The organism is Prauserella alba (assembly GCF_024171735.1).
Lineage (GTDB): Bacteria > Actinomycetota > Actinomycetes > Mycobacteriales > Pseudonocardiaceae > Prauserella > Prauserella alba.
The window spans coordinates 742,539-766,470 of record NZ_JAMTCH010000003.1 but is presented as its reverse complement, the minus strand read 5'-3'; the positions used below and the strand labels follow the sequence as shown (position 1 = coordinate 766,470).

Sequence of the window (23,932 nt, the reverse complement as noted above, 5' to 3'; positions counted from 1 at the left end):
GTTCGCTCACCGACCGGCCCCTCAGAACTCGACGGGCGCCGGCTCGGCCGCGGCCTCCTCGGCATCGACCTTGGCCCCGACCCCGAGCTTCTCCAGGATCTTCTTCTCGATCTCGTTGGCGACGTCCGGGTTGTCCTTGAGGAACCGCCGCGAGTTCTCCTTGCCCTGGCCGAGCTGGTCGCCCTCGTACGTGTACCAGGCACCGGACTTGCGCAGGATGCCCTGATCGACACCCATGTCGATCAACGACCCCTCACGGGAGATGCCGACGCCGTAGAGGATGTCGAACTCGGCCTGCTTGAACGGCGGGGCGACCTTGTTCTTCACGACCTTCACGCGCGTGCGGTTGCCGACCGGCTCTCCGCCGTCCTTGAGCGTCTCGATACGGCGCACGTCGAGGCGGACCGACGCGTAGAACTTCAGCGCCTTACCACCCGTGGTGGTCTCCGGCGAGCCGAACATCACGCCGACCTTCTCGCGCAGCTGGTTGATGAAGATCGCGCTGGTACCGGAGTTGTGCAGCGCACCGGTGATCTTCCGCAGCGCCTGGCTCATCAGCCGTGCCTGCAGGCCGACGTGGGAATCGCCCATCTCGCCCTCGATCTCGGCGCGCGGCACGAGCGCGGCGACGGAGTCGATGACCACGATGTCGAGCGCACCCGACCGGATCAGCATGTCGGCGATCTCGAGCGCCTGCTCACCGGTGTCGGGCTGCGACACCAGCAGCGCGTCGGTGTCGACACCGAGGATCTTGGCGTACTCCGGGTCGAGCGCGTGCTCGGCGTCGATGAACGCGGCGATGCCGCCGTTCTTCTGCGCGTTCGCCACGGCGTGCAGCGCCACGGTCGTCTTACCGGACGACTCGGGGCCGTACACCTCGATGACCCGGCCGCGCGGCAGGCCACCGATCCCCAGCGCGATGTCGAGTGCGATGGCCCCGGTCGGGACGACCTCGACCGGCGGACGGGTGTCCTCGCCCAGTCGCATCACCGAGCCCTTGCCGAACTGCTTGTCGATCTGGGCCAGCGCCAGGTCGAGCGCCTTGCCCTTGTCCGGTGCACCCTTGTCCGATGCTGCTGCCATGGAACCCACCTCATTGGCCTTCGCGGTTGCTGTATCCGACTCTGCTGTATCCGAATCTGCGGTGTCCGGATCTGCTGTATCCGGGTCGTGCTCGTGCCGGCACCGAGTCGGTGCACGCATGCCGGGTCACGTGTGCCGGTCGCCGGGGGCCGACACTACGGGCGGGGTCCGACAGTCGGCGCGACTCACGCTGAATCTGTGGACAGCCAACCCCGATGTGGACAACATCCTAGAGAACATCTGTTCGAGATGGGAAGCGACACCCCGATGCGGTAGGATCTTTCACCCTTCACCGGCGCTCGGCGGGCACCTCGAACTCCGTGCAGACCTGCTTCCAGATCTCCTTCGCAGAAACCCCCGCCTCGAGCGCCTCCTCGACGGTCCGGCCGCCGAGGCCACTCAGCACGTGATCCTTGGCCAGCATCTCCGCCCTGGTGGCGCCGAACTCGTCGGCCATCAGCCGACGGAACACCGTGATCCGCATCGAGGCCAGCGTAGTCGCGGCCCGGAGTCGTATCGTGGGCGCCATGCCACCCGACTCCGGACTCGGCTCCACCGCACTCACCCTGGCAGCCATCGCGACCGTGACCGCCACGCTCGTCGTACTACTCGTGCAGATCCGGCGTAACCGGCGGAAATGACCACCGCCGACCACACACCGACCACCACGGCCGGCACGCACCGGGCCCGGCCCGCACACCCGGAATGTCGGTGACCGGCCGCATCATGGAGACGTGACCGACCGCGCACTCGACCTCTTCTCCCCCGCGACCAGGGACTGGTTCGCCGGGGCCTTCGCCGCGCCCACCTCCGCCCAGGAGGACGCGTGGCGGGCGGCGCACGCGGGTGAGCACGCGCTGGTCATCGCACCCACCGGATCGGGCAAGACACTCGCCGCCTTCCTCTGGGCACTCGACCGGCTGGCCACCGCACCACAGCCCGAGGAAGCCACCCACCGCTGCCGCGTCCTGTACGTCTCCCCGCTCAAGGCGCTCGCCGTCGACGTCCAGCGCAACCTGCGCTCACCGCTCACCGGCATCGCGCAGGCCTCGAAACGACTCGACCTGCCCGCACCCGACATCACCGTCGGCATGCGCACCGGCGACACCACACCCGCGGAACGCCGGTCCTTCCAGCGCACTCCGCCCGACGTGCTCGTGACCACGCCGGAATCGCTGTTCCTGCTGCTCACGTCGTCGTCACGGGAGTCGCTGCGGGGCGTGGAAACAGTGATCGTCGACGAGGTCCACGCCGTCACCGGCGGCAAACGCGGCGCGCACCTCGCACTGTCACTGGAACGCCTGGACGACCTCCTGCCCGAACCCGCGCAGCGCATCGGGCTCTCGGCGACCGTCCGCCCCGTCGACGAGGTGAGCTCGCTGCTCACCGGAGGCAGACCGGTCACCGTCGTGCAGCCTCGAGCAACGAAAACCGTCGAGGTGCGGGTCGAGGTCCCCGTCGAGGACATGGCCGCACTGGACGGCCCCGCACCACAGGCCGAACCGGGATCGCTCGAGGACGAGGTACCCGCCGCAGCCGCACCGAAGCCGTCCATCTGGCCGTCGGTCGAAGGGCGCGTGCTGGACCTCGTGCGCGCGCACCGGTCGACCATCGTGTTCGCCAACTCGCGGCGACTGGCCGAACGCCTCACCGCCCGGCTCAACGAACTCGCCGCCGAACGCACCGAACTCGAACCCGGCGACGAGTTCCCCGCCGAGGCCATCGGCGAATCCGGACTGACCACCGGGGCAGAACCGACCGTGGCCAAGGCGCACCACGGTTCCATGTCCCGCGAGCAGCGAACCCGGGTGGAGGAGGAACTCAAGACCGGCAGACTGCCGTGCGTCGTGGCGACCTCGTCACTCGAACTCGGCATCGACATGGGCGCGGTCGACCTCGTGGTGCAGATCGAGGCACCGCCCACGGTCGCCTCCGGTCTGCAACGCGTCGGCAGGGCAGGCCACCACGTCGGCGCCGTTTCCAGCGGCGTGATGTTCCCCAAGTTCCGCGGCGACCTCGTCTCCTGCGCGGTCACCGCCGAGCGCATGGGATCCGGCGCGATCGAGGAGACCCACTACCCGCGCAACCCGCTCGACGTGCTCGCCCAGCAGATCGTGGCGATGGTCGCAATCGAACCCCGCACGGTCGACGACGTGGCAACCACCGTGCGCCGCGCCGCACCGTTCGCCTCACTGCCGGACGACGCCCTGCACGCCGTCCTCGACATGCTCGCCGGGCGCTACCCCAGCGAGGAATTCGGCGAACTGCGCGCCCGCATCACCTGGGACCGCGTCACCGGCGAACTCCACGGCAGACCCGGTGCGCAGCGGCTGGCCGTCACCTCCGGCGGCACCATCCCCGACCGCGGGCTCTTCACCGTGATGACCCCCGGCGACGACGACCGCCCTCCGGCAGGCGCTTCGGGCAGTGCCGATGTGCCCTCAGCGGGAAGACGTACTTCGGGCAGTCGGGTCGGCGAACTCGACGAGGAAATGGTCTACGAGTCCCGCGTGGGCGACACCGTCCTGCTCGGTACGTCGTCGTGGCGGATCACCGACATCACCCACGACCGCGTCATCGTCGTCCCCGCACCCGGCGTGCCCGCACGCATGCCGTTCTGGAAAGGCGACGCACCCGGCAGACCACTCGAACTCGGCAGAGCACTCGGCGCGTTCCTGCGCGAGGTGTCCGGAGCCCGCGAGGAAACCGCACTGCAGCGCGCGACCGACGCCGGCCTCGACGACCGTGCGGCCTCCAACCTGCTCGCCTACCTGCGCGAACAAGGCGAAGCCACACGCCACGTCCCCAACGACCGCACCCTGCTGCTCGAACGGTTCCGCGACGAACTCGGCGACTGGCGCGTCGTGGTGCACTCCCCGTTCGGCGCGCAGGTCAACGCGCCCTGGGCACTGGCGATCACCGCGAGGCTGCGCGAGACGCGCGGAGTCGACGCCCAGGCCGCCCACTCCGACGACGGCATCGTGCTCCGTCTTCCCGACGCACTCGACGCCGACGGGCAGGAGATCACCCTGACCGGCGAGGACGTGCTGCTCGACCCGGACGAAGTGGAATCACTCCTGGTCGCCGAGGTCGGAGGATCGGCACTGTTCGCAGCCCGGTTCCGCGAATGCGCGGCGCGGTCACTGCTGCTGCCGCGACGCAACCCGGGCAGACGGAGTCCGCTGTGGCAACAACGGCAACGCGCCGCACAACTGCTGAGCGTGGCGGCCAAGTACGAACGCTTCCCCGTCGTACTGGAGGCGATGCGGGAATGCCTGCAGGACGTCTACGACGTCGACGGTCTGCGCGAACTGATGACCGACGTGCAGCGCCGCACGGTGAAGCTCGTCGAGGTCGAAACACCGTCGGCGTCGCCGTTCGCGCGGAGCCTGCTGTTCGGCTACGTCGGCATGTTCCTCTACGAGACGGACGCACCGCTGGCCGAACGCAGAGCGGCGGCACTGTCACTCGACTCGACGCTCCTGGCGGAACTGCTCGGCACCGAGGCGGTCCGGGAACTGCTCGACCCGGAGGCCGTCGCGGACGTGGAACGCGGGCTCCAGCGACTCGACGAGGACCGCCACGCCCGTGGCCCCGAGGACACGGCCGACCTGTTGCGCTTCCTCGGCGACCTGACAGCCGACGATGCCGCGGCGCGCGGAGTGCAGCCCGAATGGCTGACCGAACTGGTCGAGAGCCGCCGCGCGATCGTGGTGCGGATCGCAGGCGAGGACCGGTACCTGGCGATCGAAGACGCGGGACGAGTACGGGACGCCCTGGGATCGGCCCTGCCCGTCGGCGTGCCCGAGACGTTCACCGAACCGGTCGACGACCCGCTCGGCGACCTCGTCACCCGATACGCACGCGGGCGCGGCCCGTTCGCGGCCGCGCAGCTCGCCGAACGGTTCGGCATCGGCACCGCCGTGGCCACGGGTGTGCTCGACCGGCTGACCGCAGACGGCAGGCTCGTCCGCGGCGAGCTGAGCCCGCAGCCCCACGAACCCGGCGGGGTCGAATACTGCGACGCGGCCGTATTGCGACGACTGCGCCGCGCATCCCTCGCGAAGCTGCGGGCCGAGGTCGAACCCGTCGAACCGGCGGCACTCGGCCGGTTCCTGCCCTCGTGGCACGGCATCGGCGGCCGGCTGCGCTCGGCACCGACCGCCGACGACGTGCTGTCCGTGATCGAACAACTCGCCGGGGCGCCCCTGCCTGCCAGCGCCGTCGAATCGCTGATCCTGCCGAGCAGACTGCCCGGATACCACCCGGCGCTGCTGGACGAGCTGACCACCGCGGGCGAGGTGATCTGGGCCGGCTGCGGCGCGCTGTCCGGCGGGGACGGCTGGGTCACGCTCGCACCGGGCGACGTGGCGGACCTGCTGCTTCCCGACGCGGACGACGAGGCCGCCGGGACGAGCCCACTCCACCGGGCCGTGCTGTCCGCGGTCGAACACGGCGCGCTCTTCTTCCGGCAGCTCGTCGACCGGGTGACGCCGCTGCTCGATACTCCGCCCGACGACGCCGCGGTCGTGGCTGCGCTGTGGGACCTCACCTGGGCCGGGCTCGTCACCGGTGACACGCTCGCACCCTTGCGGGCGCAGGTCTCCGGCGGCGGTGCGGCACACAAACCCCGTCGATCCGCGCCGCGCGGTCGCTACGCGCGCATGCGCGCAGGCAGGCCGGCGATGCCGTCGCGAACCGGCCCTCCCACCGTCGCAGGCCGATGGGGGCTGACACCACCGCGGGAAACCGACCCGACCCGGCGCACCCACGCACGCACCGAGTCGTTCCTCGAACGGCACGGCGTCCTGACCAAGGGCGCCCTCGACACCGAACGCGTCACGGGCGGCTTCTCCGGCATTTACAAAGTGTTGCGGAGCATGGAGGACTCGGGGCAGGTCATCCGCGGCTACGTCGTCGACGGACTGGGCGCCGCGCAGTTCGCAGCACGAGGGGCGGTCGACCGGCTGCGCGCGGCGTCCGACACCTCCGGGACCCGGGACGCCCAGGGGGCGGTGGTGCTGGCGGCGAGCGATCCCGCCCAGCCCTACGGCGCCGCATTGCCGTGGCCCGACCCGCTCGGCAGCACGAAACACCGGCCGGCACGCAAGGCTGGGGCACTGGTCGTGCTGGTCGACGGCGCCCCCACGATGTATGTCGAGCGCGGTGGCAGGTCGCTGCTGTCGTTCACCGAACGCACCGAACCGCTGCGCCAGGCGGCCGAGGCCCTCTCCGCCGCGGTCCGCGAAGGCTGGCTGGGCAAACTGCAGGTCCAGCGCGCCGACGGCGAACAGGCACTGACCTCGCAACTCGCCGATGTCCTGCGCGAGGCCGGGTTCCGCGCGACCCCGAAAGGCCTGCGGCTACGGGCGTGACCGGCGGCCGGCGGGCGGTTCTAAGCTGGCACCCCGACAAGCCCGGTGCTGGACCGCACCCGACGAGCACGAATCCGGCGGAGGACGACTGGCGATGGCCGTACGCGAACTGCGGTACTTCGGCGACCCGGTACTGAAGACCGTGGCCGACCCGGTGACCCGGTTCGACGACACGACGAAACGGCTGGTCGACGACCTGCTGGACACGGTCGACCTGCCAGGGCGCGCCGGGCTGGCCGCCCCGCAGATCGGGGTCGCACTGCGTGCGTTCAGCTACCGCCTCGACGGCACGGTCGGCTACGTACTGAACCCCGAGATCGTCGAACTGGCCGAGACCATCCACGACATCGACGAGGGCTGCCTCTCCGTGCCGGAACTGTGGTACCCGGTCCGGCGCGCCACCTACGCCGTCGTGCGTGGCGTGGACCTACGCCAGCAGCCGGTCACGGTCGAAGGCGACGGTGTGACCGCACAGTGCCTGCAACATGAGGTGGACCACCTCGACGGCACCCTCTACCTGGACCGGCTGGCGACCGAGCAACGTCGCTCCGCGCTGCGGGACCTGCGCTCCCGCGACTGGTTCCGGCTCCACTGAAGCTCCCCCACAACACTGGTTGTCCTGGCTGCACTGTTTGCCCCGGCCGCCCTGGTTGTCCCGGCTGCCCTGGTTGTCCCGGACGCACTGGTTGTCCCGGACGCACTGTTACTCCCGGGCTGCGGGTGGCTTCCGTGCTGCCGGGTGCCGGCTCCACGGACCGTCCGGTTCCACACGGTTCGCGACTGCGCTACGTCAAGCGGACACGCCCGAACATCGCGCGCAGCGCCGGTGGTGCGCACCACTTCCCACCCTTCTGACCAGCGAAGATCAGGAAGGTTGTCTCGACCAGGTGTGCGCATTGCCACTCGCACGTGACGCCCTTGTTGCCGGTTCGTAACCTGTCACCACCCCGACAGCCCACCCCGAGCAATCCCGAGGCAGGTCCCCATGGCTGGCCGACATCGCGCGGCGAACCCGCGCGCCCGAAAATCCCGAAGACCCACGTCCGGCGACTCCCCGACGCCGCACCCGCAGCCCGGCGAACGATCCCGACGTTCGTGGCCGCTGCCGGTCGGACTGGGACTGGCCGCCGCAGCCCTGCTGGGCGCCACCGTGTCGATCACGGAAGGTCTCACCGGCGCCGATCCCGACCCCGCGAACGCCGCGCTCGCCATGAGCGCACCCACCGCGTCCTCGACCTCGTCAACGACCACGACGTCGAGGACCACGACCGACAAGCCCACCCCGAGCAGCACCACCTCAAAACCGAAACCCAAGCCGACTCCGTCCACGACGACGCCGACGACCACGCGGAAGCCGTCCCCTCCTCCCCCGCCGCCGACGCCGGAGCCCGAACCGTGCTCGACGGAGCTGGAGGGCACTCAGCCACACGTGGCCCAGGTGGGAAACCACGTCCTGACGAAGTTCGACGTCGACTCGGTCGGCGGGCTGGCCAGCCGGTCCGGAACGAGCGACCACCCGAGCGGACTCGCACTGGACTTCATGACCACCGGCACCAACGGCGACCGGATCGCCGAGTACATCCTCGCCAACCAGGCCGAGTTCGGCGTGACGTACGTGATCTGGGAGCAGCGGTACAACGACGGCAGCGGCTGGTCGTACATGGAAGACCGGGGCAGCGACACCGCGAACCATTACGACCACGTGCACGTGTCGTTCGAGTCCTCCGCCGACGTGGACGTCACCTGCTGACACGCCACCCGGCGCACCCTTCGTGACGCCGCGGTGGGCGCCGATGCCGGTGCCCACCGCGGCGTTTCCCCGTCGGCCGGAGGCCGTCGGTGGGTATCCGCAGTCGCCACATGATCCTCGGCGGATCGGTCGGGCACAGCGGCCGCGCGGAGTGCCCGGGGCGCGGCTTCAGCGGTGGGGTACGAGGTCGATCACGGTGCCGTCCGGATCGACGAGCCGTCCCGCCCCGCGGCGGGTCGCGCCGAGCAGGCACAACCGGTCGGCTTCGGCGGCGAACGCACCCGGCGCCGCCGAAACCGGCCGGCGTGTCCACGCGGCCGGCGTGTCGACGGCTCCCGCCGCTTCCGGTGCCTCAGTGGCCGCCACGACCCCCGACTCCTCCGTTCCCGCCGCCACCGTTCCCGCCGCCTCAGTTCCGGTCGTCGCCGTTCCGGTCGCCGCAGTTCCCGCCGTCGTGGATTCCGGGTCGCCGGCCGGGACGGTCAGTTCGAGCCGGCAGCGTGGAGTCGCCGGCGGACACGGGTCGGCCGCCAACAGTTCCAGCCAGGGACCCCGGCCGCCGGGAGCACGCAGGCTGACGATCTCGGGGTCGGTGCGCACGATCGGCCATCGCGTGGCACTCGACCAGAACTCGGCCAGCCGGTGCGGATCGGGCGATTCGACCACCACGGCGGCGAGCGCCCCGGTGGCGGCGTACTCCGGACGCGGTTCGAGGACACAGAACTCGTTGCCCGCCGGGTCGGCCAGTACCTGCCACGGCACGGCAACGGGACCCGCATACTGCCCGATGTCGACACGTGCGGCACCGAGCCGTACCGCTCTGTCCACAATGGCTTGTTGCGCACCACGGCCGGCTCCGCCGTCGCCATCGGAGGCGAGGTCGAGGTGGATCCGGTTCTTGGCGGCCTTCGTGGTCGTGGCACCGACGATGCGCACCGTGAAGCCGTCCGGAAGGCGGACCCGCAGGCCACCACCGCCGTAGTCGCCACCGTGGCCGTCACCGCCGTAGCCGTCGCCGACGAGCTCGCCACCGAGCAGTGCGGCCCAGAAGTCCGCCGCCTCCCGCGGCCGTTCGGTTTCGAACACCACTCCGGGCATACCGTTCACCACGCACCTCCGTCCTGCCGGCACCTGCCGCGCACCGCGGCCCGGCCCGGCCGTGTCATCGCGTCGCCAGCCGCATGAGCGCCAACAGCTGCCCTGCCGCATCGTCGTCGCCGGCCACGTCGACCGCACCGGGCCGGTTGCGGCCCCACAGCCACAGGTAGACCGCCTCCGGGTCACCCGACACCACGGCGGCGGAGCTCCGCGCTTCGGGTTCCCCGCATCGGCGCACGGCCGTCTCGTCCGGCCCCGCGGACACGAGCCAGCCGTACCCGCCGGTGCACACGCCGACCTCGCCCGCTCGCGTGCCCCGAAGTCCGAGTCGTGGCAACCGGTGACCGAACCACAGCATGAGGGCTTCGTCGACACCGTCGAGTGCCACGTCGGCGGCGACACCGGACCACGTCATCCCTCCGACGCCTTCGACGTCGACCCGGTGGACGGTGGTGTCGTGGGTCATCCGCCGCCGCCAGAACCCGTACGTCCGATCCTGCGGCCACCACGTCGCCGCGGGTTCGTCCGGTGTGTGGAAGTCCAGGATCTCGCGCAGGTCCGCGTACCCTTGCCGGACATAGCTCTCCTCGCTCTGCCCCGGAGCGGGCTCGCGCTGCCATTCCCGCGGCCGCCGGCCGTCGATCAACCACGCCTGCGCCACGCGATAGATGCTGCCGACGTGCCGGACGGTGTCACCGACCGTCCATCCGGGACACGTCGGCACCGGCGTCTCGGGCGCAACACCACGTGCGGCTTCGATCAGCAGCGTGACCTCGTCACCGAACGCTCCGGCGAGCCGCCGGTGATCGACCACAGGGCCGGCGCTCGTCACCATCATCGTCTCCGCGACCGCGGCCACGGCACCGTGGCGTCGCACTGAGCGGCCGAGCCACGCCCACCCGGAGCGGACTGCCCGCGCACAGCCACGTCGGCGATGGCGAGGAACTCACCTGCCCGCTGCAGCAGATCGCGCACCGATTCGTCGTCCGTGCCGCGGGACGCGCCGGACTGGACGGCCGCGTGCCGCGCCGAGTACGCCGCGAAGTACGCCGCCCAGCCCGCCAGTTCCGGGGCCGCCGACTCCAGCAGCGACCACGTGCTCTCCGGCTTGGCCCTGCCACGGTGGGGCCTGCCCCGGGCGGCCAGCACCGCCGCCGCAGCCCGCAGCGCTGATCGGTAGGCGCCCGTGAACTGCTCCACCACGTCCGACTCCCCGCGCGCCGCCTGGATTCCACGGCGCGCCTGAGCCAACAGCGGTGCCGCCGAAGACGTGGCCGGCGGCGCTTCCGCGAACGGCAGCGCGGGCTGCACACCACGCTGCTGCGCCGACACGCCCTGCGTCGACCCAGGGTCCTGCGTCGACGGATCCTGTGCCGACGAATCCTGCGGCGTCGTGGCCACCGACATGGCCGCTCCCCTTTCCAGTCCGGCCGCCCTCGGAACTCCGCCCCTAGAGACTTTCGCCTCTCGAAAGCCCACCTCTCGAAGACCCACGTCCAGAAGATCCGGCTCTCGAAGTTCCGGCCCTAGGAACTCCCGGTCGAGCGGCATCCGGCACGGGACGCTTCCCCGGTCACGCGCCAGGGATCCCAATGCCGAACATCTGTTCGACATCATCACGGTAGCGCGACATCAGCTCCCCGACAAGCGCCGCCCGGGAGCGATCTGCGTCGCAGTCCGCACGGCGGGCGTGATCTCATGAAGTCATGAGCACCCTCGACCACCCGTCGGTCGCGAAGGTCGCGGCCGCGCTCTCGGAAGCCGACCAGGAAGCCGCTGCGCAGGGAATCCGCCTTCTCCCGGAGGACGCCCGCACCGCCGAGCTGGCCGCCGCGGCACTGGGCATCGAGGTCGGAGCGATCGCCAACAGCCTGGTCTTCCGCGCCACGCTGCCCGACGGCACCGACCGGGCACTGCTCGCGCTGACGTCCGGAGCACACCGGGCGAACACGACGACGCTCGCCGAGCTCATCGGCGCCGACGCGGTCGGCAGGGGCGATCCGGAGTTCGTCAAGACTTCCACGGGACAGGCGATCGGCGGCGTCGCCCCGGTCGGCCACCCGCAGCGCATCCTCACACTCGTCGACACCGCGCTGGCCTCTTACGACGTCGTGTGGGCCGCCGCGGGACACCCGAAATCGGTCTACCCCACGACGTTCGACTATCTGCTGGCCGCGACCGGTGGCACCGCGGCCGACGTCGCCGCCGAACCTGGACAACCCCGATGACCGCGGCGCCGAGCGCGCAACGCTACGTCCGGCTCTCCGGCGAGGAGTTCCGCATGCGGCTGCGCGAGGCACTCGACATCTACGTCGCCGCGATGAACTACCCGCCGGGCACGGCCGAGCAGCGCGCCCCGATGTGGCTCACCCACGTGCTCCGCGAAGGCTGGCGCGCGGTCGCGGCGCTCGACGACGACGATCGCCTCGTCGGCATCGCCTACGGCTACCGCGGCATGCCGGGCCAGTGGTGGCACGAGCAGGTGCGCCGCGGTGTCACCGACCGCGAGGGCGAGCAGACCGCCCACGCGTGGCTGGACGACTACTTCGAGCTCACCGAGATCCACGTGCGCCCCGGCGGCCAGGGCCGCGGGACCGGTGAGGACCTGCTGCGCATGCTGCTCGACGGCGTTCCCGACGGTCGGGTGCTGCTGTCGACGCCGGAAGGTGACAGCCGCGCCTGGAAGCTCTACCGCCGGGTCGGATTCGACGACGTGCTGCGGCAGTACCGGTTCGCCGGCGACCCGCGGCCGTTCGCGGTGCTGGGCCGCGCCCTCCCGCTGGACTGAACCGCGACGGGACCGAACCCCAGCGCGGGTTCGCGGAGCGTGCACCGCGAACCCGCGCTGGGGGTACGGGCTTTCCCGCGCCCCACAGCGCAGCGTGAATGCAGGACACGCGGTTCTGGGTGCAGAACCTCCTCCCCGGCCCCCAGGGGCACTTTGGTTGCGTTGAATGCAACCAAAGTGCCCCTGGGGGCACGAGGTTCAGCCGACGAGGAGTTCGCGGAGGCTGCCCAGGCCCATGCCGCCCATGCGAAGCGCGCGGCGGTGGAAGGCGGCCAGGTCGAACGCGTCGCCCTCCCGGCGCCGGGCCTCCTCACGCGCTTCGAGCCACAGCTTCTCGCCGAGTTTGTAGGACGGCGCCTGACCGGGCCAGCCGAGGTAACGGTCGATCTCGTCGCGCACGTGGTCGGCGTCGGTGATCGTGCGGGTGAGCATGAACTCCAGCCCCAGGTCCGGGGTCCACCGCTCGCCCTCGTGGAAGCCGGTTCCCGCGGGGATCTCCAGTTCGAGGTGCATGCCGATGTCGATGATCACCCGCGCCGCGCGGAACAGGTGCGCGTCGAGCATGCCGAGCAGGTTGCCGTCGTCCGAGAGGTAGCCGAGGTCGCGCATCAGCCGCTCGGCGTACAGCGCCCAGCCCTCGGCGTGGCCGGAGGTGAAGGCCATGAGCCGCTGGAACCGGTTGAGCGACTGCTCGTACACCGACGTGGCGATCTGCAGGTGATGCCCGGGCACGCCCTCGTGGTAGACGGTCGTGACCTCACGCCACGTGGAGAAGTCCTCCTTGCCCTGCGGTACCGACCACCACATGGTGCCGGGGCGGGAGAAGTCCTCGCTCGGGCCGTTGTAGTACGCGCCGACGCCGCCACCGGGCGGGGCGATCCGGCAGTCCAGCGCCATGAGCTCGTCGGGGATGTCGAAGTGCGTGCCGCGCAGCGACCGCAACGCCTCGTCGGAGAGGTTCTGCATCCACTCGCGCAGCGCCCGCTGCCCGGTGACGCGGTACTTCGGGTCGGCGTCGAGCGCCGCGGCGGCCTCGGCCAACGTGGCGCCCGGCTTGATCCGCTCGGCGACCTCCCTGGCCTCGCGTTCGACGCGCGAGAACTCCTGCCAGCCCCACTCGTAGGCCTCACGCAGGTCCAGCTCGGCGCCGATGAAGTTGCGCGAGCACAAGCGGTAGACGTCCTCGCCCGCGGCGTCCTTCTCCGACGCCTCCGGAGCCAGTTCGGCCCGGAGGAAACCGGCGAACTCGGCGTACGCCTCCTGCGCCACCTGTGCGGTGTGGTCGAGCTCGCCGCGCAGCGAGTCCGGCACGTCGGCGCCCGACACCATGGTCTGGAAGAACCCGTCACCACTCATCCCGGCCCAGGTCTCGGCCTGCTCGGCGACCTTGCTCACCTGGCGGATGGCGGGCACCCGCCCGGCGTCGGCGGACGTGAGCAGCGACGCGCGGATGCCATCCAGCGCGTCGGGCACGCCCGCCATGCGCTTGGCGATCGTCTCCCACTGCTCCGCCGTCTCCTGCGGCATGAGGTCGAACACCTCGCGCACACCCTGCACCGGGCTCGCGATGACGTTCAGGTCGGCCAGGTCCAGACCCGCCTCGTGGAGCTCGACGGCCACCTGTCCGCGCTCGGTGAACACCGCCTTCGCGACGCGCTCGGCCTCGTCGGCCGGTTCGGCCGCCGCCATCTCCCGCAGCGCGCGGCGGGTCAGCGCCGCGCGGTTGGCGTGCCCCTCGGGCGAGTAGTCGGTGAGCTGGTCGTCGAACCCGACCACGCCCATCGCGGTCGCGTCGATCGGATCGGCTGCCGCGTAGTCGTCGACGTACTGGTTGGAAATGTCGTGCACGCTCATAGCCCGGCACGCTACCCGTACGCCTGCGCACGGCGCGCGGGATTTCGCGCTGACGCAGGGGCGCCTGCCGGCCCGATGCGGGCGTCGTCGTTTCCCTCGCCACACCTCGGCGATCGCACCGCGCGATCCGCGATCGGCACCTGGAACGATGGGGCCATGACCCGGCCCGACTTCGACAGCGACCTGCCCGCGGCCATCGGCGAGGCGCTGACCGAGTTCCTCAGCGACGCGAGCGAGTCGATCGGGCGGACCGAGCCCGCGTTCACCGGCGCCACCGACGCGTTGCGGGAGTTCGTACTCGGCGGGGGCAAGCGGTTGCGGCCGACGTTCGCCTGGTGGGCCTGGCGCGGCGCGGGTGGTGCCGCCGCCGGCGACGAGGCGACAGGTGTGCTGCGCGCCGTGTCGAGCCTCGAACTGATCCAGGCGTGCGCCCTGATCCACGACGACGTGCTGGACTCCTCCGACTCCCGCCGCGGCTGCCCGACGGTGCACGTGGCGTTCGCGGACGAGCACGCCAGGGGCGGCTGGCTCGGCTCGGCCGAGCAGTACGGGCTGGCCGCGGCGGTCCTGATCGGCGACCTCGCGCTCGCGTGGGCCGACGACATGTTCGCCGACGCGCCGCTGACCGCCGACATGCTGCGCCGGGCCAGGCCCGCCTGGCGGGCGATGCGCTCGGAGGTCCTCGCGGGCCAGTTCCTCGACGTGCGCACCCAGGCCACGGGCGATGCGTCGGTGGACGCGGCGCTGCGCATCGACCTGCTGAAGACGGCCGCGTACACGGTGCAGCGGCCGTTGCACCTCGGTGCGGCACTGGCCGGTGCGGGCGACGACGTGATCGACCCGCTGCTGGCGTTCGGCGGCGACATCGGCGTGGCGTTCCAGCTGCGCGACGATCTGCTCGGTGTGTTCGGCGACCCTGCGGTCACCGGCAAGCCCGCCGGCGACGACCTGCGCGAGGGCAAGCGGACCCTGCTGGTCGCGCTGGGCCTGCAGCACGCGGGCGAGGCTTCCGCGGCGGCGGGTGTCATCACGTCGGCACTCGGTGACGCCGAACTGACCGACGACGCCGTCGACCGGGTGCGCGAGGTGCTCACCCACGTCGGCGCCGTCGCCGAGGTGGAGCGCCGCATCGAGACGCTCACCGACTCGGCGTTGACCGCGCTCGGCACCGCGGGCCTGGCGGACCCGGCGCCGAAACGGCTCACCGAACTGGCCGTCAAAGCCACCCAGCGTTCCCGCTGATGCGTCCGGCACCCATGACCTGCCGACCGAGGACCTGCCGGCCGACGGCGCACGCGACGACGGGGAATCACTGATGCGGACGGTTTCCGGGGCCGCCGACCGGGTGGTCGTGGTCGGAGCGGGCCTGTCCGGGCTCTCGGCTGCACTGCACCTGACCGGCGCGGGCAGGCAGGTCACGGTGCTCGACCGCGCGCCGCAGCCCGGCGGGCGCGTCTCCACCGAGACGATCGGCGGGCAGGCGTTCGACACGGGCGCCACCGTGCTGACGATGCCGGAACTGCTGGAAGAGGCGTTCGCCGCCGTCGGCGAGAAGACGGCCGACCGGCTGCGTCTCACCCGCATCGACCCGGCGTACCGTGCGCATTTCGCCGACGGTTCGTCGCTGAGCCTGTACACCGAGCCCGAGGCGATGGAGGCCGAACTGCGCGCCGTCGTCGGCCCGCGGGAGGTCGACGGGTACCGCAGGTTGCGCCGGTGGCTGACCGAGCTGTACACGGCCGAGGCCGAGCATTTCATCGGCGGGAACTTCGACACGCCGTTCGACCTGGTGCGCGCGGACGCGCGGCCCGCACTGGCGCGGCTCGTCGCGCTCGGCGGGTTCGGCAGGCTGTGGCCGAAGGTCGCAAGGCTGGTCGCCGACGACCGGGTGCGCAGGCTGTTCTCCTTCCAGGCGCTGTACGCCGGGCTCGAACCGCAACGGGCGCTCGGGGCGTACGGCGCCATCCCGTTCATGGACACCGTGGGCGGCGTGTCCTACCCGGAAGGCGGGATGGGCGCGATCGCCACCGCGATGGCGGGCGCCGCCGAGCAGGCCGGCGCCACCGTCCGCACCGGCACGCAGGTGGCATGGCTCGAACGTGTCGGAGACCGGGTGCGCGCGGTCCGGACCGCCGACGGCGAACGCATCGAGTGCGACGCCGTCGTCCTGGCGACCGAACTCGGGGCGGCCTACCGCCTGCTCGGCATCCACCCTCGCAGGCCCGCTCGGCCCCGGTACTCGCCGTCGGCGGTCGTGCTGCACGGCGAGACCTCCCGCACCTGGGACGCGCTCGACCACCACACGATCTTCTTCGGTCGCGCCTGGCACGAGACCTTCCGCGAGATCGTCCGCGGCGGCAGGCTCATGAGCGATCCGTCACTGCTGGTCACCCGCCCCACCGCGACCGACCCGACGCTCGCCTCGGGCGGCCGCCAGCTCGTGTCCGTGCTCGCACCGGCTCCGAATCTCCGCACCGGCCCGCTCGACTGGCCGCGGCTCGCCCCCGCCTACCGTGACGAGCTGGTACGGACCCTCGAGGACCGCGGCCTCGACGGTTTCACCGGCGAGTTCCACCTCCACCGCATGGACACCCCGCAGGACTGGGCCGCCCGCGGCATGTCGGCGGGCACCCCGTTCTCGCTCGCGCACACGCTCGGTCAGACCGGTCCGTTCCGGCCGGGCAACCTCGTGCGCGGTGCGGACAACGTCGTTCTCGCCGGATCCGGCACCAGGCCGGGCGTGGGCATCCCGCCGGTGCTGATCTCCGGGCGGCTCGCCGCCGAACGCATCACCGGCTCCGCGGCGTCGGAGCGGTCGCGGCGACCGTGACGTCCGCGCGCCCGACCACGACCGCCGCGAACCGGTACGCGATATCCGGCCGGTCACTGGCCCCTGCGTTCCGCGCCTGCCGGCGGATCGTCGCCCGGCACGGCCGCACCTACTTCCTCGCCACCCTGTTGCTGCCCGCACACGCGCGTCCCGCCACGTACGCGCTGTATGCGTTCGCGCGGCAGCTGGACGACGCCGTCGACCTGCCCGGCGGCGATCCACACCGGGCACTCGACGACGCCACTCGGCTGCTCGACGATGTCTACGCGGGCCGCGACGTCACCGGGCCGGTCGCGACGGCGCTGGCGGCCACGGTGCATCGCTACGGGCTGCGGCGGGCGTGGTTCGACGCGTTCCTGCACTCGATGCGGATGGATCTGCACACCGCCGAGTACCCGACGTTCGCCGCGCTCGGCGAGTACGTCCACGGCTCGGCGCGCGTCATCGGCCTCCAGATGCTGCCCGTGCTCGGCACGACGGTGCCGCAGGCCGAGGCCGAACCGTACGCCGCGGCGCTGGGCGAGGCGTTCCAGCTGACGAACTTCCTCCGCGACGTGGGCGAGGACCTGCGCCGCGGCCGGGTGTACCTGCCCGCGACGGAGCTCGCCGCGTTCGACGTCGACAGACAACTGCTGGAGTGGTCCCTCGACACGGGCAGGTCCGACCCGCGCATCCGCCGTGCGCTGCGGTCGCTGGTCGCGCACAACCGTGCGGTCTACCGCCGCGCGCGGCCGGGCATCGCGCTCCTGCGGCCGGAGTCCCGGCCGTGTGTGACGACCGCCTTCACGCTGTACCAGGGCATTCTCGACGAGATCACCGGCGCCGACTACGACGTGCTCGGCAAGCGGGCCGTGGTCGGCGGGAGACGCCGCGCGGGCGTGGCCGCGCGCGCCTTCCTCGGCGGGCTGACGCCCAGCCGTCCGTGACGTCCACCGCGCGTCTCACGCGTGTTCTGCACTCGGCCACGCGTGTTCTGCGTTCACGCGTCGCCCTACCGCGCGACAGCATCCTCGCGTGTGGCCTGCACGATGCCGACACGGCCGAACGAGCGGTCCACGTGGTCGACCTCCCGGGCATCGGCGAACCCGGCGCCGGAGAGCAGGTCGACGAGCCCGTCGCTGCCGGTGCGTGCCATGGCCGGACCTTCCTCCGCCTTCGCGCGTAGCAGCCGCCTCAGTCCTCGCACGGCCTGCAGCGGTCCGTGGCCGTGGCCATGTCCGTGGCCATGTCCGTGCTCGTGCCCGCCGGCATGGCCGGTGTCCTGGCCGCCCGGAGCCGGTCCGCCGAAGTCGACGATCGTCACGGTCCCGCCCGGCCGGAGCACCCGGAAGGCCTCGCGGGCAAACGCCGTCCGGTCCTCCTCGGCGAGGTGGTGCAGCGCGAGCGCAGAGATGACGTGGTCGAACGAGCCGTCGTCGGCGGGCAGCCGGTCGGCGTATCCCTGGGTGAGGGTGAGCGGTGCCCGGCGACGGCGGGCCTTGCGGGCCGCGCGTCGCAGCGCGCCGCCGTCCGGGTCGATCCCGGTGACCCGCGCCCGCGGCGTGGCTTCGAGCAGGGTGAGGGCGAGGTTTCCGGTGCCGCATCCGACGTCGAGCACCGCTTGGCCGGGCCGGACGCCGGCTACGCCGACACCGCGCCGGTGCAGCTGCGCGACGCCGAGTACGCGGGTGAACACGTCGTAGACCGGCATCAGCCAGGATGCGCCCATACCGGGCAGGAACGGGCGATCCCGCTCGGCGGCGGTGCGTTCATCGATGATGTGTCCGTCACTCACGGTCTGCTCCTCGCTTCGGGTGTACCGGTCGGTGTGGTGTGCCGCCTCCATCGTTGGACATTTCGCGGCAGACCGCCAGGACATACCTTGGTGGACGTGGCACATTCGTCGGACACCACCGATTCCGCGGGCGCCGACTCCGCGACTGCCGATTCCGCGACTGCCGCGCCTGCCGGTGGGATGATCGGCGGCACACGGCAACTGCGGACGATGCGGGCGGACGGCACTCCCGTCTACCGCCACCGCCAGCCGGTGAGCATGCCCGCCGTGGCGGTGACCCGGCTCGGCCGCGCGGCACCGGCCACGGCCGACGCCGAGGCAGGGGCAGGCGCCGCGCGGGAGGTTCCCGGCCCGCCGGAGCACCGCCACGCGCACGACTTCCTCGTCCTGACCTACGTCGAAGCCGACGCCGGTGCGATCGAGGTCGACGGCACGACCAGGCCACTGCGGGAAGGCGAGGTTCACGCGCTGCTGCCGGGACAGGTCGTGAGGCCGGTGGCCGCGACCTCGCCTGCCGGCGGCCGCGCGTGGTCGGTCTCGTTCGTCCCGGACGCCGTTCCCTCGCTGGCCTCGGTGTCGCCGCTGGCCTGGACCCGGCATCCACTGCTCGCCCTGTTCGCACCGCAGGCGGGCGTCGCGCTGGTTCCCGAACCGGACCGCGACCGGTGGTCCCGGCACCTGGCCGACCTCGCCGCCGAACTGGCCGCGCCGGAACGCCTCGGTGCACGCGAAGCGGTGACGAGCCTGCTCACCCGGGTGCTGGTCGACGCGGCCCGGCTGGCGCCGCCGCAGCCGGACACGCGGGACGCACTCGTGGAGCGGGTGTTCGACCGTATCGAGGAGACGTTCCGTGAGCCGATCTCCGCGGCGGACGTGGCGGACGCGCTCGGATACACGCCGGGGCACCTGACGACCGTCGTCCGGGAACGCACCGGCAGGCCGCTGCTGGAGTGGATCACCGAGCGCCGGTTGACGGAAGTGCGCCGGATGCTGCGCGAGACCGACCTTCCGCTCGGGGTCGTGGCCGCACGCACCGGCCTGCGCGACGCGTCGTACCTGGTCCGCCGCTTCCGCGCGCACTACGGGGTCACACCGCAGCGCTGGCGCGAGGCACAGACCCGGTAGAGCACGGCGGCGAGGACCTGCGTCGCCGCTGCGATGAGCAGGCCGCGATCGGAAAGCAACGCCATGAGCTCGTCGAGCGTCAGCGGTGGCTTCTCGTCGCGGAGGGAATCATCGGACGCACCGTCGCACCCGACGCCCCTGAGGTCGCCCTCCCACGGGCGGGCGGCCGACGGACGGCAGACGCGGCTGAGGGCCGCCCGGCTACGGAGTCCGCGCGGCTGGAGTGATTCCGCCGGTCAGAACGCCATCGCCTGTGCGCGGCGTTTGACCTCGGTGCCGTGGCTGGTGCGCAGGGCGTTGATCGGCGTCGTTCCGGGCAGCGACTCGTCCTCGGCGAACAACCAGCGCAGCATCTCGGTTCGCGTGAATCCGGCGTCCGACAGCACCGTGATCGTGCCGGCCAGACCCTTGATCACGCCGCCGTCCCGCAGGAAGTCGGCCGGGATCATCAGGTCGCCGTCACGGCGGACGGCGATGAGGTGACCGTCCCGGAGCATCTGCCGGACCTTGTTCTGCGCCACGTTCAGCATCTCCGCGACCTCGGCCACGGGTACGACCGCGACGTCGGCATCGAGCACATCGTCAGCCAGGGGGATTGCACTCACGTGCTCCACCCTGCCACACGCCACGCCGCCGGAGCGGGCGTGCCAGGCCAATGGCGTAGCGGGGACACCGGGTATCACCCGCATCGCCCGGCCGTAGGATCCCACGGTGTGACACGGACGGACGAAAACCTCGTCGGAGCGCTGCTCGACCGGCGATACCGCGTGGACGGGCTGCTCGCGCGCGGTGGGATGTCGTCGGTGTACCGCGGGCTCGACACCCGCCTCGACCGGCCCGTGGCCGTCAAGATCATGGATTCGCGGTTCGCCGACGACCGCAGCTTCGTCGAACGGTTCGAACGCGAGGCCCGCTCGGCGGCGAAACTGCACCATCCGCACGTGGTCGCCGTCCACGACCAGGGTTTCGACGGCACGCCCGGCAGCCAGCAGCGGCGCGCGTTCCTGGTCATGGAGCTCGTCGACGGCGGCACGCTGCGCGACCTGCTCGACGAACGCGGCGCTCTCACCCTGCCGCAGGTGCTGACGGTCGCCGAGGACGTCCTGTCCGCACTGGGCGCCGCGCACACGGCCGGGCTGGTGCATCGCGACGTCAAACCCGAGAACGTCCTCATCGGCCGCGGGGGCCAGGCGGGCAGCGGTGTGGTGAAGGTCGGCGACTTCGGCCTGGTCCGCGCCGTCGCCGCCACGGCCAACACGACGGGCAGTGTCATCCTCGGCACCGTCGCGTACCTGTCGCCGGAGCAGGTGACCAGCGGTTCGGCCAGCGAGCGCGGCGACGTCTACTCGGTGGGCATCCTGCTGTACGAGATGCTCACCGGCCACGTGCCCTACACGGCGGACACTCCGATCTCGGTGGCCTACCGCCACGTCAACGACGACGTCCCCGCCCCGAGCGCCTCGCGCGCCGATCTGCCACCCGCGCTCGACGACCTCGTGCTGCGCGCGACCCGCAGGGACGCCGAGGCCCGCCCCGCCGACGCGACGGCGTTCCTCGACCAGCTGCGCGAGATCCGCGGCCAGCTGGGCATCCAGCGGACCGCCGTGCCCATCCCGGCGCCGCAGCAGCCACCCCAGCCCCAGCCTCCCGGCGACACCGGATCGACGGAACCGGCCCCGCCCGAATCGGACGCCGAGCGCACCGTTCCGGCGATGCAGGCGGTGACGGCGCCGACGGCGGGAGGTCCGACGGGCACCCAGGCCCTGCCCCGGTCGGCCGCCTCGTCCCCGCCACCCGGCGAGGAGGCAGCCGGCGAACCCACCGCGCCACGGCGACGCGGCCGGTGGCTCGCACTGTGGCTCGTGGCGGCCCTGCTGCTGGTGGCCGGCGTGGCGACAGGCGGCTGGTGGCTGCTGTCGGGCCGGTACGTCGACGTGCCCGACATCTCCGGCATGGACCGGCAACAGGCCGCGCAGACGCTGCAGGATGCCGAACTGACGCCGACGTTCGAGCAGGAGCGGCACAACACGGTGCCGACCGGCACGAGCATCCGCACCGACCCACCCTCGGGTGCACAGGCGCTGCGGGGCGACCGGGTGACGGTGATGGTCTCGCTCGGCAAACCGGTGGTGCCGGACATCCAGCCGGGCACGTCGGTGGAACAGGCCCAGCAGGCGATCAAGCAGGCCCAGCTGAGGCCGACCCGTGACGAGAACACCGATCAGTACAGCACCGACGTCGAGCAGGGCGCGGTCATCTCGGTGTCGCCGCAGCCCGGCACGCAGGCCAACATCGGCACGAACGTCGCCATCGTCGTGTCGAAGGGCCCGGAACCGCTCCCGGTGCCGTCGGTGGCGGGCATGCCGAGGGACCAGGCGTTCACGACGCTGCAGGACGCCGGATTCGAGCCGTACGACGCCGGGGAGGAGTTCTCCGCGGACGTCGCGGGCGGGCACGTCGTGCGCACCGACCCCGCGAACGGGAACACCGTCGACCAGGGCTCGCGTATCGGCGTCTACGTGTCCAACGCGGTCGACGTACCGGACGTGACGGGCAGGCCGCTGCCGGATGCGCGGCAGCTGTTGTCCGATGCGGGCCTGTCGGTGGCCGGAGACGCGGGCGGTGGCGACGACGGCGGGTTCGGCGGCGGCCGGTTCGTGTTGGTCGTCGGCCAGAACCCCGAGCCGGGAACCCGGGTGCAGCGGGGCTCGAAGGTCACCCTCTCGACACTTCCGTGACCCCCGTTCATGTGACGTCGCACCCACACCTCTCAAGCTGCGCGGTGGGACGTGCCGACAACGATGACGGGGATCGACACCAGTCCCGGGCGGACGTTTCCGCCTCGGTAACACGACGACCACGTCGGCGTCACGTGCGGCTGGTGCACTGATGCCCGGCCGCACATACACCATCTTCCGGGAGACTCCTATGGCACCGGAACGGCTCAGCGCACTGGACACTGCCTTCCTCTGCTTGGAAGACGACGCGACACCGATGCACATGGGCGCCGTCGCGACGTTCCGTCCCCGCCGCGACTGGGACGCCGACCACGTCGCGGGGCTGCTCGCCGAACGCGCCGCCCGCATTCCCCGCCTCCGCCGCCGGGTGCGAACCGGCCTGTTTCCGCTCAGTGGCGCCCACTGGGAGGACGATCCGTCGTTCGATCCCGGCCGCCACGTGGCCGTCAGCAGCTTGTACGACCGGTATGCCCCCGATCCGCTCGCGACGTTCGCCGAGCACTGGATCGCCGAACCACTCGACCTCGACCGTCCACTGTGGAGCCTGCAGCTCGTGACGGGACTGCCGGACGGGGATTTCGCCCTGCTGGTGAAGTTCCACCACGCGCTCGCCGACGGGATGGGCGCGGTCGAACTCGCGCTCGCCCTACTCGACGACATCACCCTGCCGTGGCAACGCCGTCCCGTGGACGACGAGCCCGAGACGACCCCACGGTCGCCGCTCGGCGCCGTGGCGGACACGGCGACGGCACTGCTGGGCCAGGCCGCCGAGTCCGCCGGCATCGCCGGGTCGATCGTCACGTCCGCCCGGCCGTATCCGCTGTCGCCCACCGCGACCGTCAACTCGACCAGCCGCCGGATCGGCCTCGTCAGGCTGCCCGGCAGCGACATTCGCACGGTCCGTACGGCACACGGCGGCACGACCCACGACGTCGTCCTCGCCGTGCTCGCGGGCGCACTGCGCGAGTGGATGATCAACCGCGGCCAGCGTGCCGACGCGCGGTCGTTGCGCGCGCTCGTGCCGGTGAGTCTCCGCGGGCGGGACAGCCGCGACACCGGAAACAGCCTGTCCGGCTACCTGTGCGACCTGCCCGTCGAGGTCGACGATCCGGTCGAGCGGCTGCGCCTCGTCCGCGAGGCGATGGCCCGGAACAAGGAGGCAGGGCCGACGCGGGGTGCGGGCGCCCTGCCGGTGCTGGCGAACCGCCTGCCTGCGGGTCTGCACCGGCTGGCGGCGAAGGCCGCGGGGCAGGCAGCGCCCCTGCTGTTCGACACGGTCGTGACGACGGTGCCGGTGCCGAGTATCCCGTTGTCACTGGCGGGGGCACGACTGCGGGAGGTGTATCCGTTCGTGCCGTTGGCACCACACCAGTCGGTGGGCATCGCCGTGGCGACGTACCGTGACGGGGTGCACGTCGGCCTTCAGGCGAACGGGCACGCCGTCAGGGACGTCGGCTCGCTGGCCGACGCGGTGACCAAGTCGATGGCGCGGCTGCAACTGGAGTCGTGAGACGTCC

At 71.8% G+C, this 23,932-nt stretch carries 19 protein-coding genes; 11 read left to right on the top strand and 8 right to left on the bottom strand.

The window, feature by feature from the left end:
• Positions 1–21 precede the first annotated feature (21 nt).
• Positions 22–1,083: a recombinase RecA gene (recA, locus tag LY12_RS03410; protein WP_253853188.1), complete on the bottom strand. Its 1,062-nt coding sequence runs from the start codon at positions 1,081–1,083 to the stop codon at positions 22–24.
• Positions 1,084–1,372: 289 nt separating this feature from the next.
• Positions 1,373–1,567, bottom strand: a complete 195-nt coding sequence (locus LY12_RS03405; RefSeq protein ID WP_253853187.1) for a DUF3046 domain-containing protein — start codon at positions 1,565–1,567, stop codon at positions 1,373–1,375.
• Positions 1,568–1,817: 250 nt separating this feature from the next.
• Between LY12_RS03405 and LY12_RS03400 the strand changes: the two genes are divergently transcribed.
• The 3 genes from LY12_RS03400 to LY12_RS03390 all read left to right on the top strand — a co-directional run bounded on the left by LY12_RS03400 (position 1,818) and on the right by LY12_RS03390 (position 8,208).
• Positions 1,818–6,458, top strand: coding sequence for an ATP-dependent helicase (locus LY12_RS03400; protein WP_253853186.1), 4,641 nt, complete (start codon positions 1,818–1,820; stop codon positions 6,456–6,458).
• 94 nt (positions 6,459–6,552) lie between these two features.
• Entirely contained in the window at positions 6,553–7,053 is a 501-nt protein-coding gene (def, locus tag LY12_RS03395; protein ID WP_253853185.1) for a peptide deformylase, read from the top strand.
• A gap of 390 nt (positions 7,054–7,443) precedes the next feature.
• Entirely contained in the window at positions 7,444–8,208 is a 765-nt protein-coding gene (locus tag LY12_RS03390; protein ID WP_253853184.1) for a VldE C-terminal domain-containing protein, read from the top strand.
• A gap of 168 nt (positions 8,209–8,376) precedes the next feature.
• Here LY12_RS03390 and LY12_RS03385 read toward each other — a convergent pair whose 3' ends face one another.
• From LY12_RS03385 to LY12_RS03375, 3 genes are all read right to left on the bottom strand, one after another.
• On the bottom strand, positions 8,377–9,306 hold the full coding sequence (locus LY12_RS03385) for a VOC family protein (RefSeq protein ID WP_253854854.1): 930 nt from the start codon (positions 9,304–9,306) through the stop codon (positions 8,377–8,379).
• A gap of 64 nt (positions 9,307–9,370) precedes the next feature.
• Positions 9,371–10,141 carry a maleylpyruvate isomerase N-terminal domain-containing protein gene (locus LY12_RS03380; RefSeq protein ID WP_301302099.1) on the bottom strand — a complete coding sequence of 257 codons (771 nt, stop codon included), beginning with the start codon at positions 10,139–10,141 and terminating at the stop codon, positions 9,371–9,373.
• Positions 10,141–10,713 (bottom strand): SAV_6107 family HEPN domain-containing protein, encoded by a 573-nt coding sequence (locus LY12_RS03375; RefSeq protein ID WP_253853182.1) that lies wholly within the window; start codon positions 10,711–10,713, stop codon positions 10,141–10,143. Before LY12_RS03375 ends, LY12_RS03380 begins: the two co-directional genes overlap by 1 nt.
• A 299-nt stretch (positions 10,714–11,012) precedes the next feature.
• On the opposite strand from LY12_RS03375, the gene LY12_RS03370 reads away from it, so the two are divergent.
• On the top strand, positions 11,013–11,534 hold the full coding sequence (locus LY12_RS03370) for a YbaK/EbsC family protein (RefSeq protein ID WP_253853181.1): 522 nt from the start codon (positions 11,013–11,015) through the stop codon (positions 11,532–11,534).
• Positions 11,531–12,094 (top strand): GNAT family N-acetyltransferase, encoded by a 564-nt coding sequence (locus LY12_RS03365; protein ID WP_253853180.1) that lies wholly within the window; start codon positions 11,531–11,533, stop codon positions 12,092–12,094. Before LY12_RS03370 ends, LY12_RS03365 begins: the two co-directional genes overlap by 4 nt.
• Before the next feature lie 198 nt (positions 12,095–12,292).
• On the opposite strand, the gene LY12_RS03360 is transcribed toward LY12_RS03365, so the two are convergent.
• The gene (locus tag LY12_RS03360; RefSeq protein ID WP_253853179.1) at positions 12,293–13,948 is read right to left on the bottom strand and encodes a DUF885 domain-containing protein; all 1,656 of its coding nucleotides are present in this window, start codon (positions 13,946–13,948) and stop codon (positions 12,293–12,295) included.
• Between the two features lie 156 nt (positions 13,949–14,104).
• Between LY12_RS03360 and LY12_RS03355 the strand changes: the two genes are divergently transcribed.
• The 3 genes from LY12_RS03355 (at position 14,105) to LY12_RS03345 (ending at position 17,704) form a co-directional block, all read left to right on the top strand.
• A complete protein-coding gene (locus tag LY12_RS03355) occupies positions 14,105–15,190 on the top strand; it encodes a polyprenyl synthetase family protein (RefSeq protein WP_253853178.1) in 1,086 nt (361 codons plus the stop codon).
• Between the two features lie 73 nt (positions 15,191–15,263).
• Positions 15,264–16,778, top strand: a complete 1,515-nt coding sequence (crtI, locus tag LY12_RS03350) for a phytoene desaturase family protein (RefSeq protein WP_253853177.1) — start codon at positions 15,264–15,266, stop codon at positions 16,776–16,778.
• Complete coding sequence (locus LY12_RS03345; protein ID WP_253853176.1) at positions 16,775–17,704, top strand: phytoene/squalene synthase family protein; 930 nt, start codon at positions 16,775–16,777, stop codon at positions 17,702–17,704. Before crtI ends, LY12_RS03345 begins: the two co-directional genes overlap by 4 nt.
• Positions 17,705–17,769: 65 nt before the next feature.
• On the opposite strand, the gene LY12_RS03340 is transcribed toward LY12_RS03345, so the two are convergent.
• Positions 17,770–18,552 (bottom strand): class I SAM-dependent methyltransferase, encoded by a 783-nt coding sequence (locus tag LY12_RS03340; protein ID WP_253853175.1) that lies wholly within the window; start codon positions 18,550–18,552, stop codon positions 17,770–17,772.
• Positions 18,553–18,648: 96 nt separating this feature from the next.
• Here LY12_RS03340 and LY12_RS03335 point away from each other — a divergent pair, with 96 nt between their 5' ends.
• Positions 18,649–19,677, top strand: coding sequence for a helix-turn-helix transcriptional regulator (locus tag LY12_RS03335; protein ID WP_253853174.1), 1,029 nt, complete (start codon positions 18,649–18,651; stop codon positions 19,675–19,677).
• 236 nt (positions 19,678–19,913) lie between these two features.
• Here LY12_RS03335 and LY12_RS03330 read toward each other — a convergent pair whose 3' ends face one another.
• Positions 19,914–20,282, bottom strand: a complete 369-nt coding sequence (locus LY12_RS03330; RefSeq protein ID WP_253853173.1) for an Rv2175c family DNA-binding protein — start codon at positions 20,280–20,282, stop codon at positions 19,914–19,916.
• A 108-nt stretch (positions 20,283–20,390) separates the two neighbouring features.
• On the opposite strand from LY12_RS03330, the gene LY12_RS03325 reads away from it, so the two are divergent.
• Both LY12_RS03325 and LY12_RS03320 read left to right on the top strand, forming a co-directional pair.
• A complete protein-coding gene (locus LY12_RS03325; protein ID WP_253853172.1) occupies positions 20,391–22,415 on the top strand; it encodes a Stk1 family PASTA domain-containing Ser/Thr kinase in 2,025 nt (674 codons plus the stop codon).
• 190 nt (positions 22,416–22,605) lie between these two features.
• On the top strand, positions 22,606–23,925 hold the full coding sequence (locus LY12_RS03320; protein ID WP_253854852.1) for a wax ester/triacylglycerol synthase family O-acyltransferase: 1,320 nt from the start codon (positions 22,606–22,608) through the stop codon (positions 23,923–23,925).
• Positions 23,926–23,932: the final 7 nt, after the last annotated feature.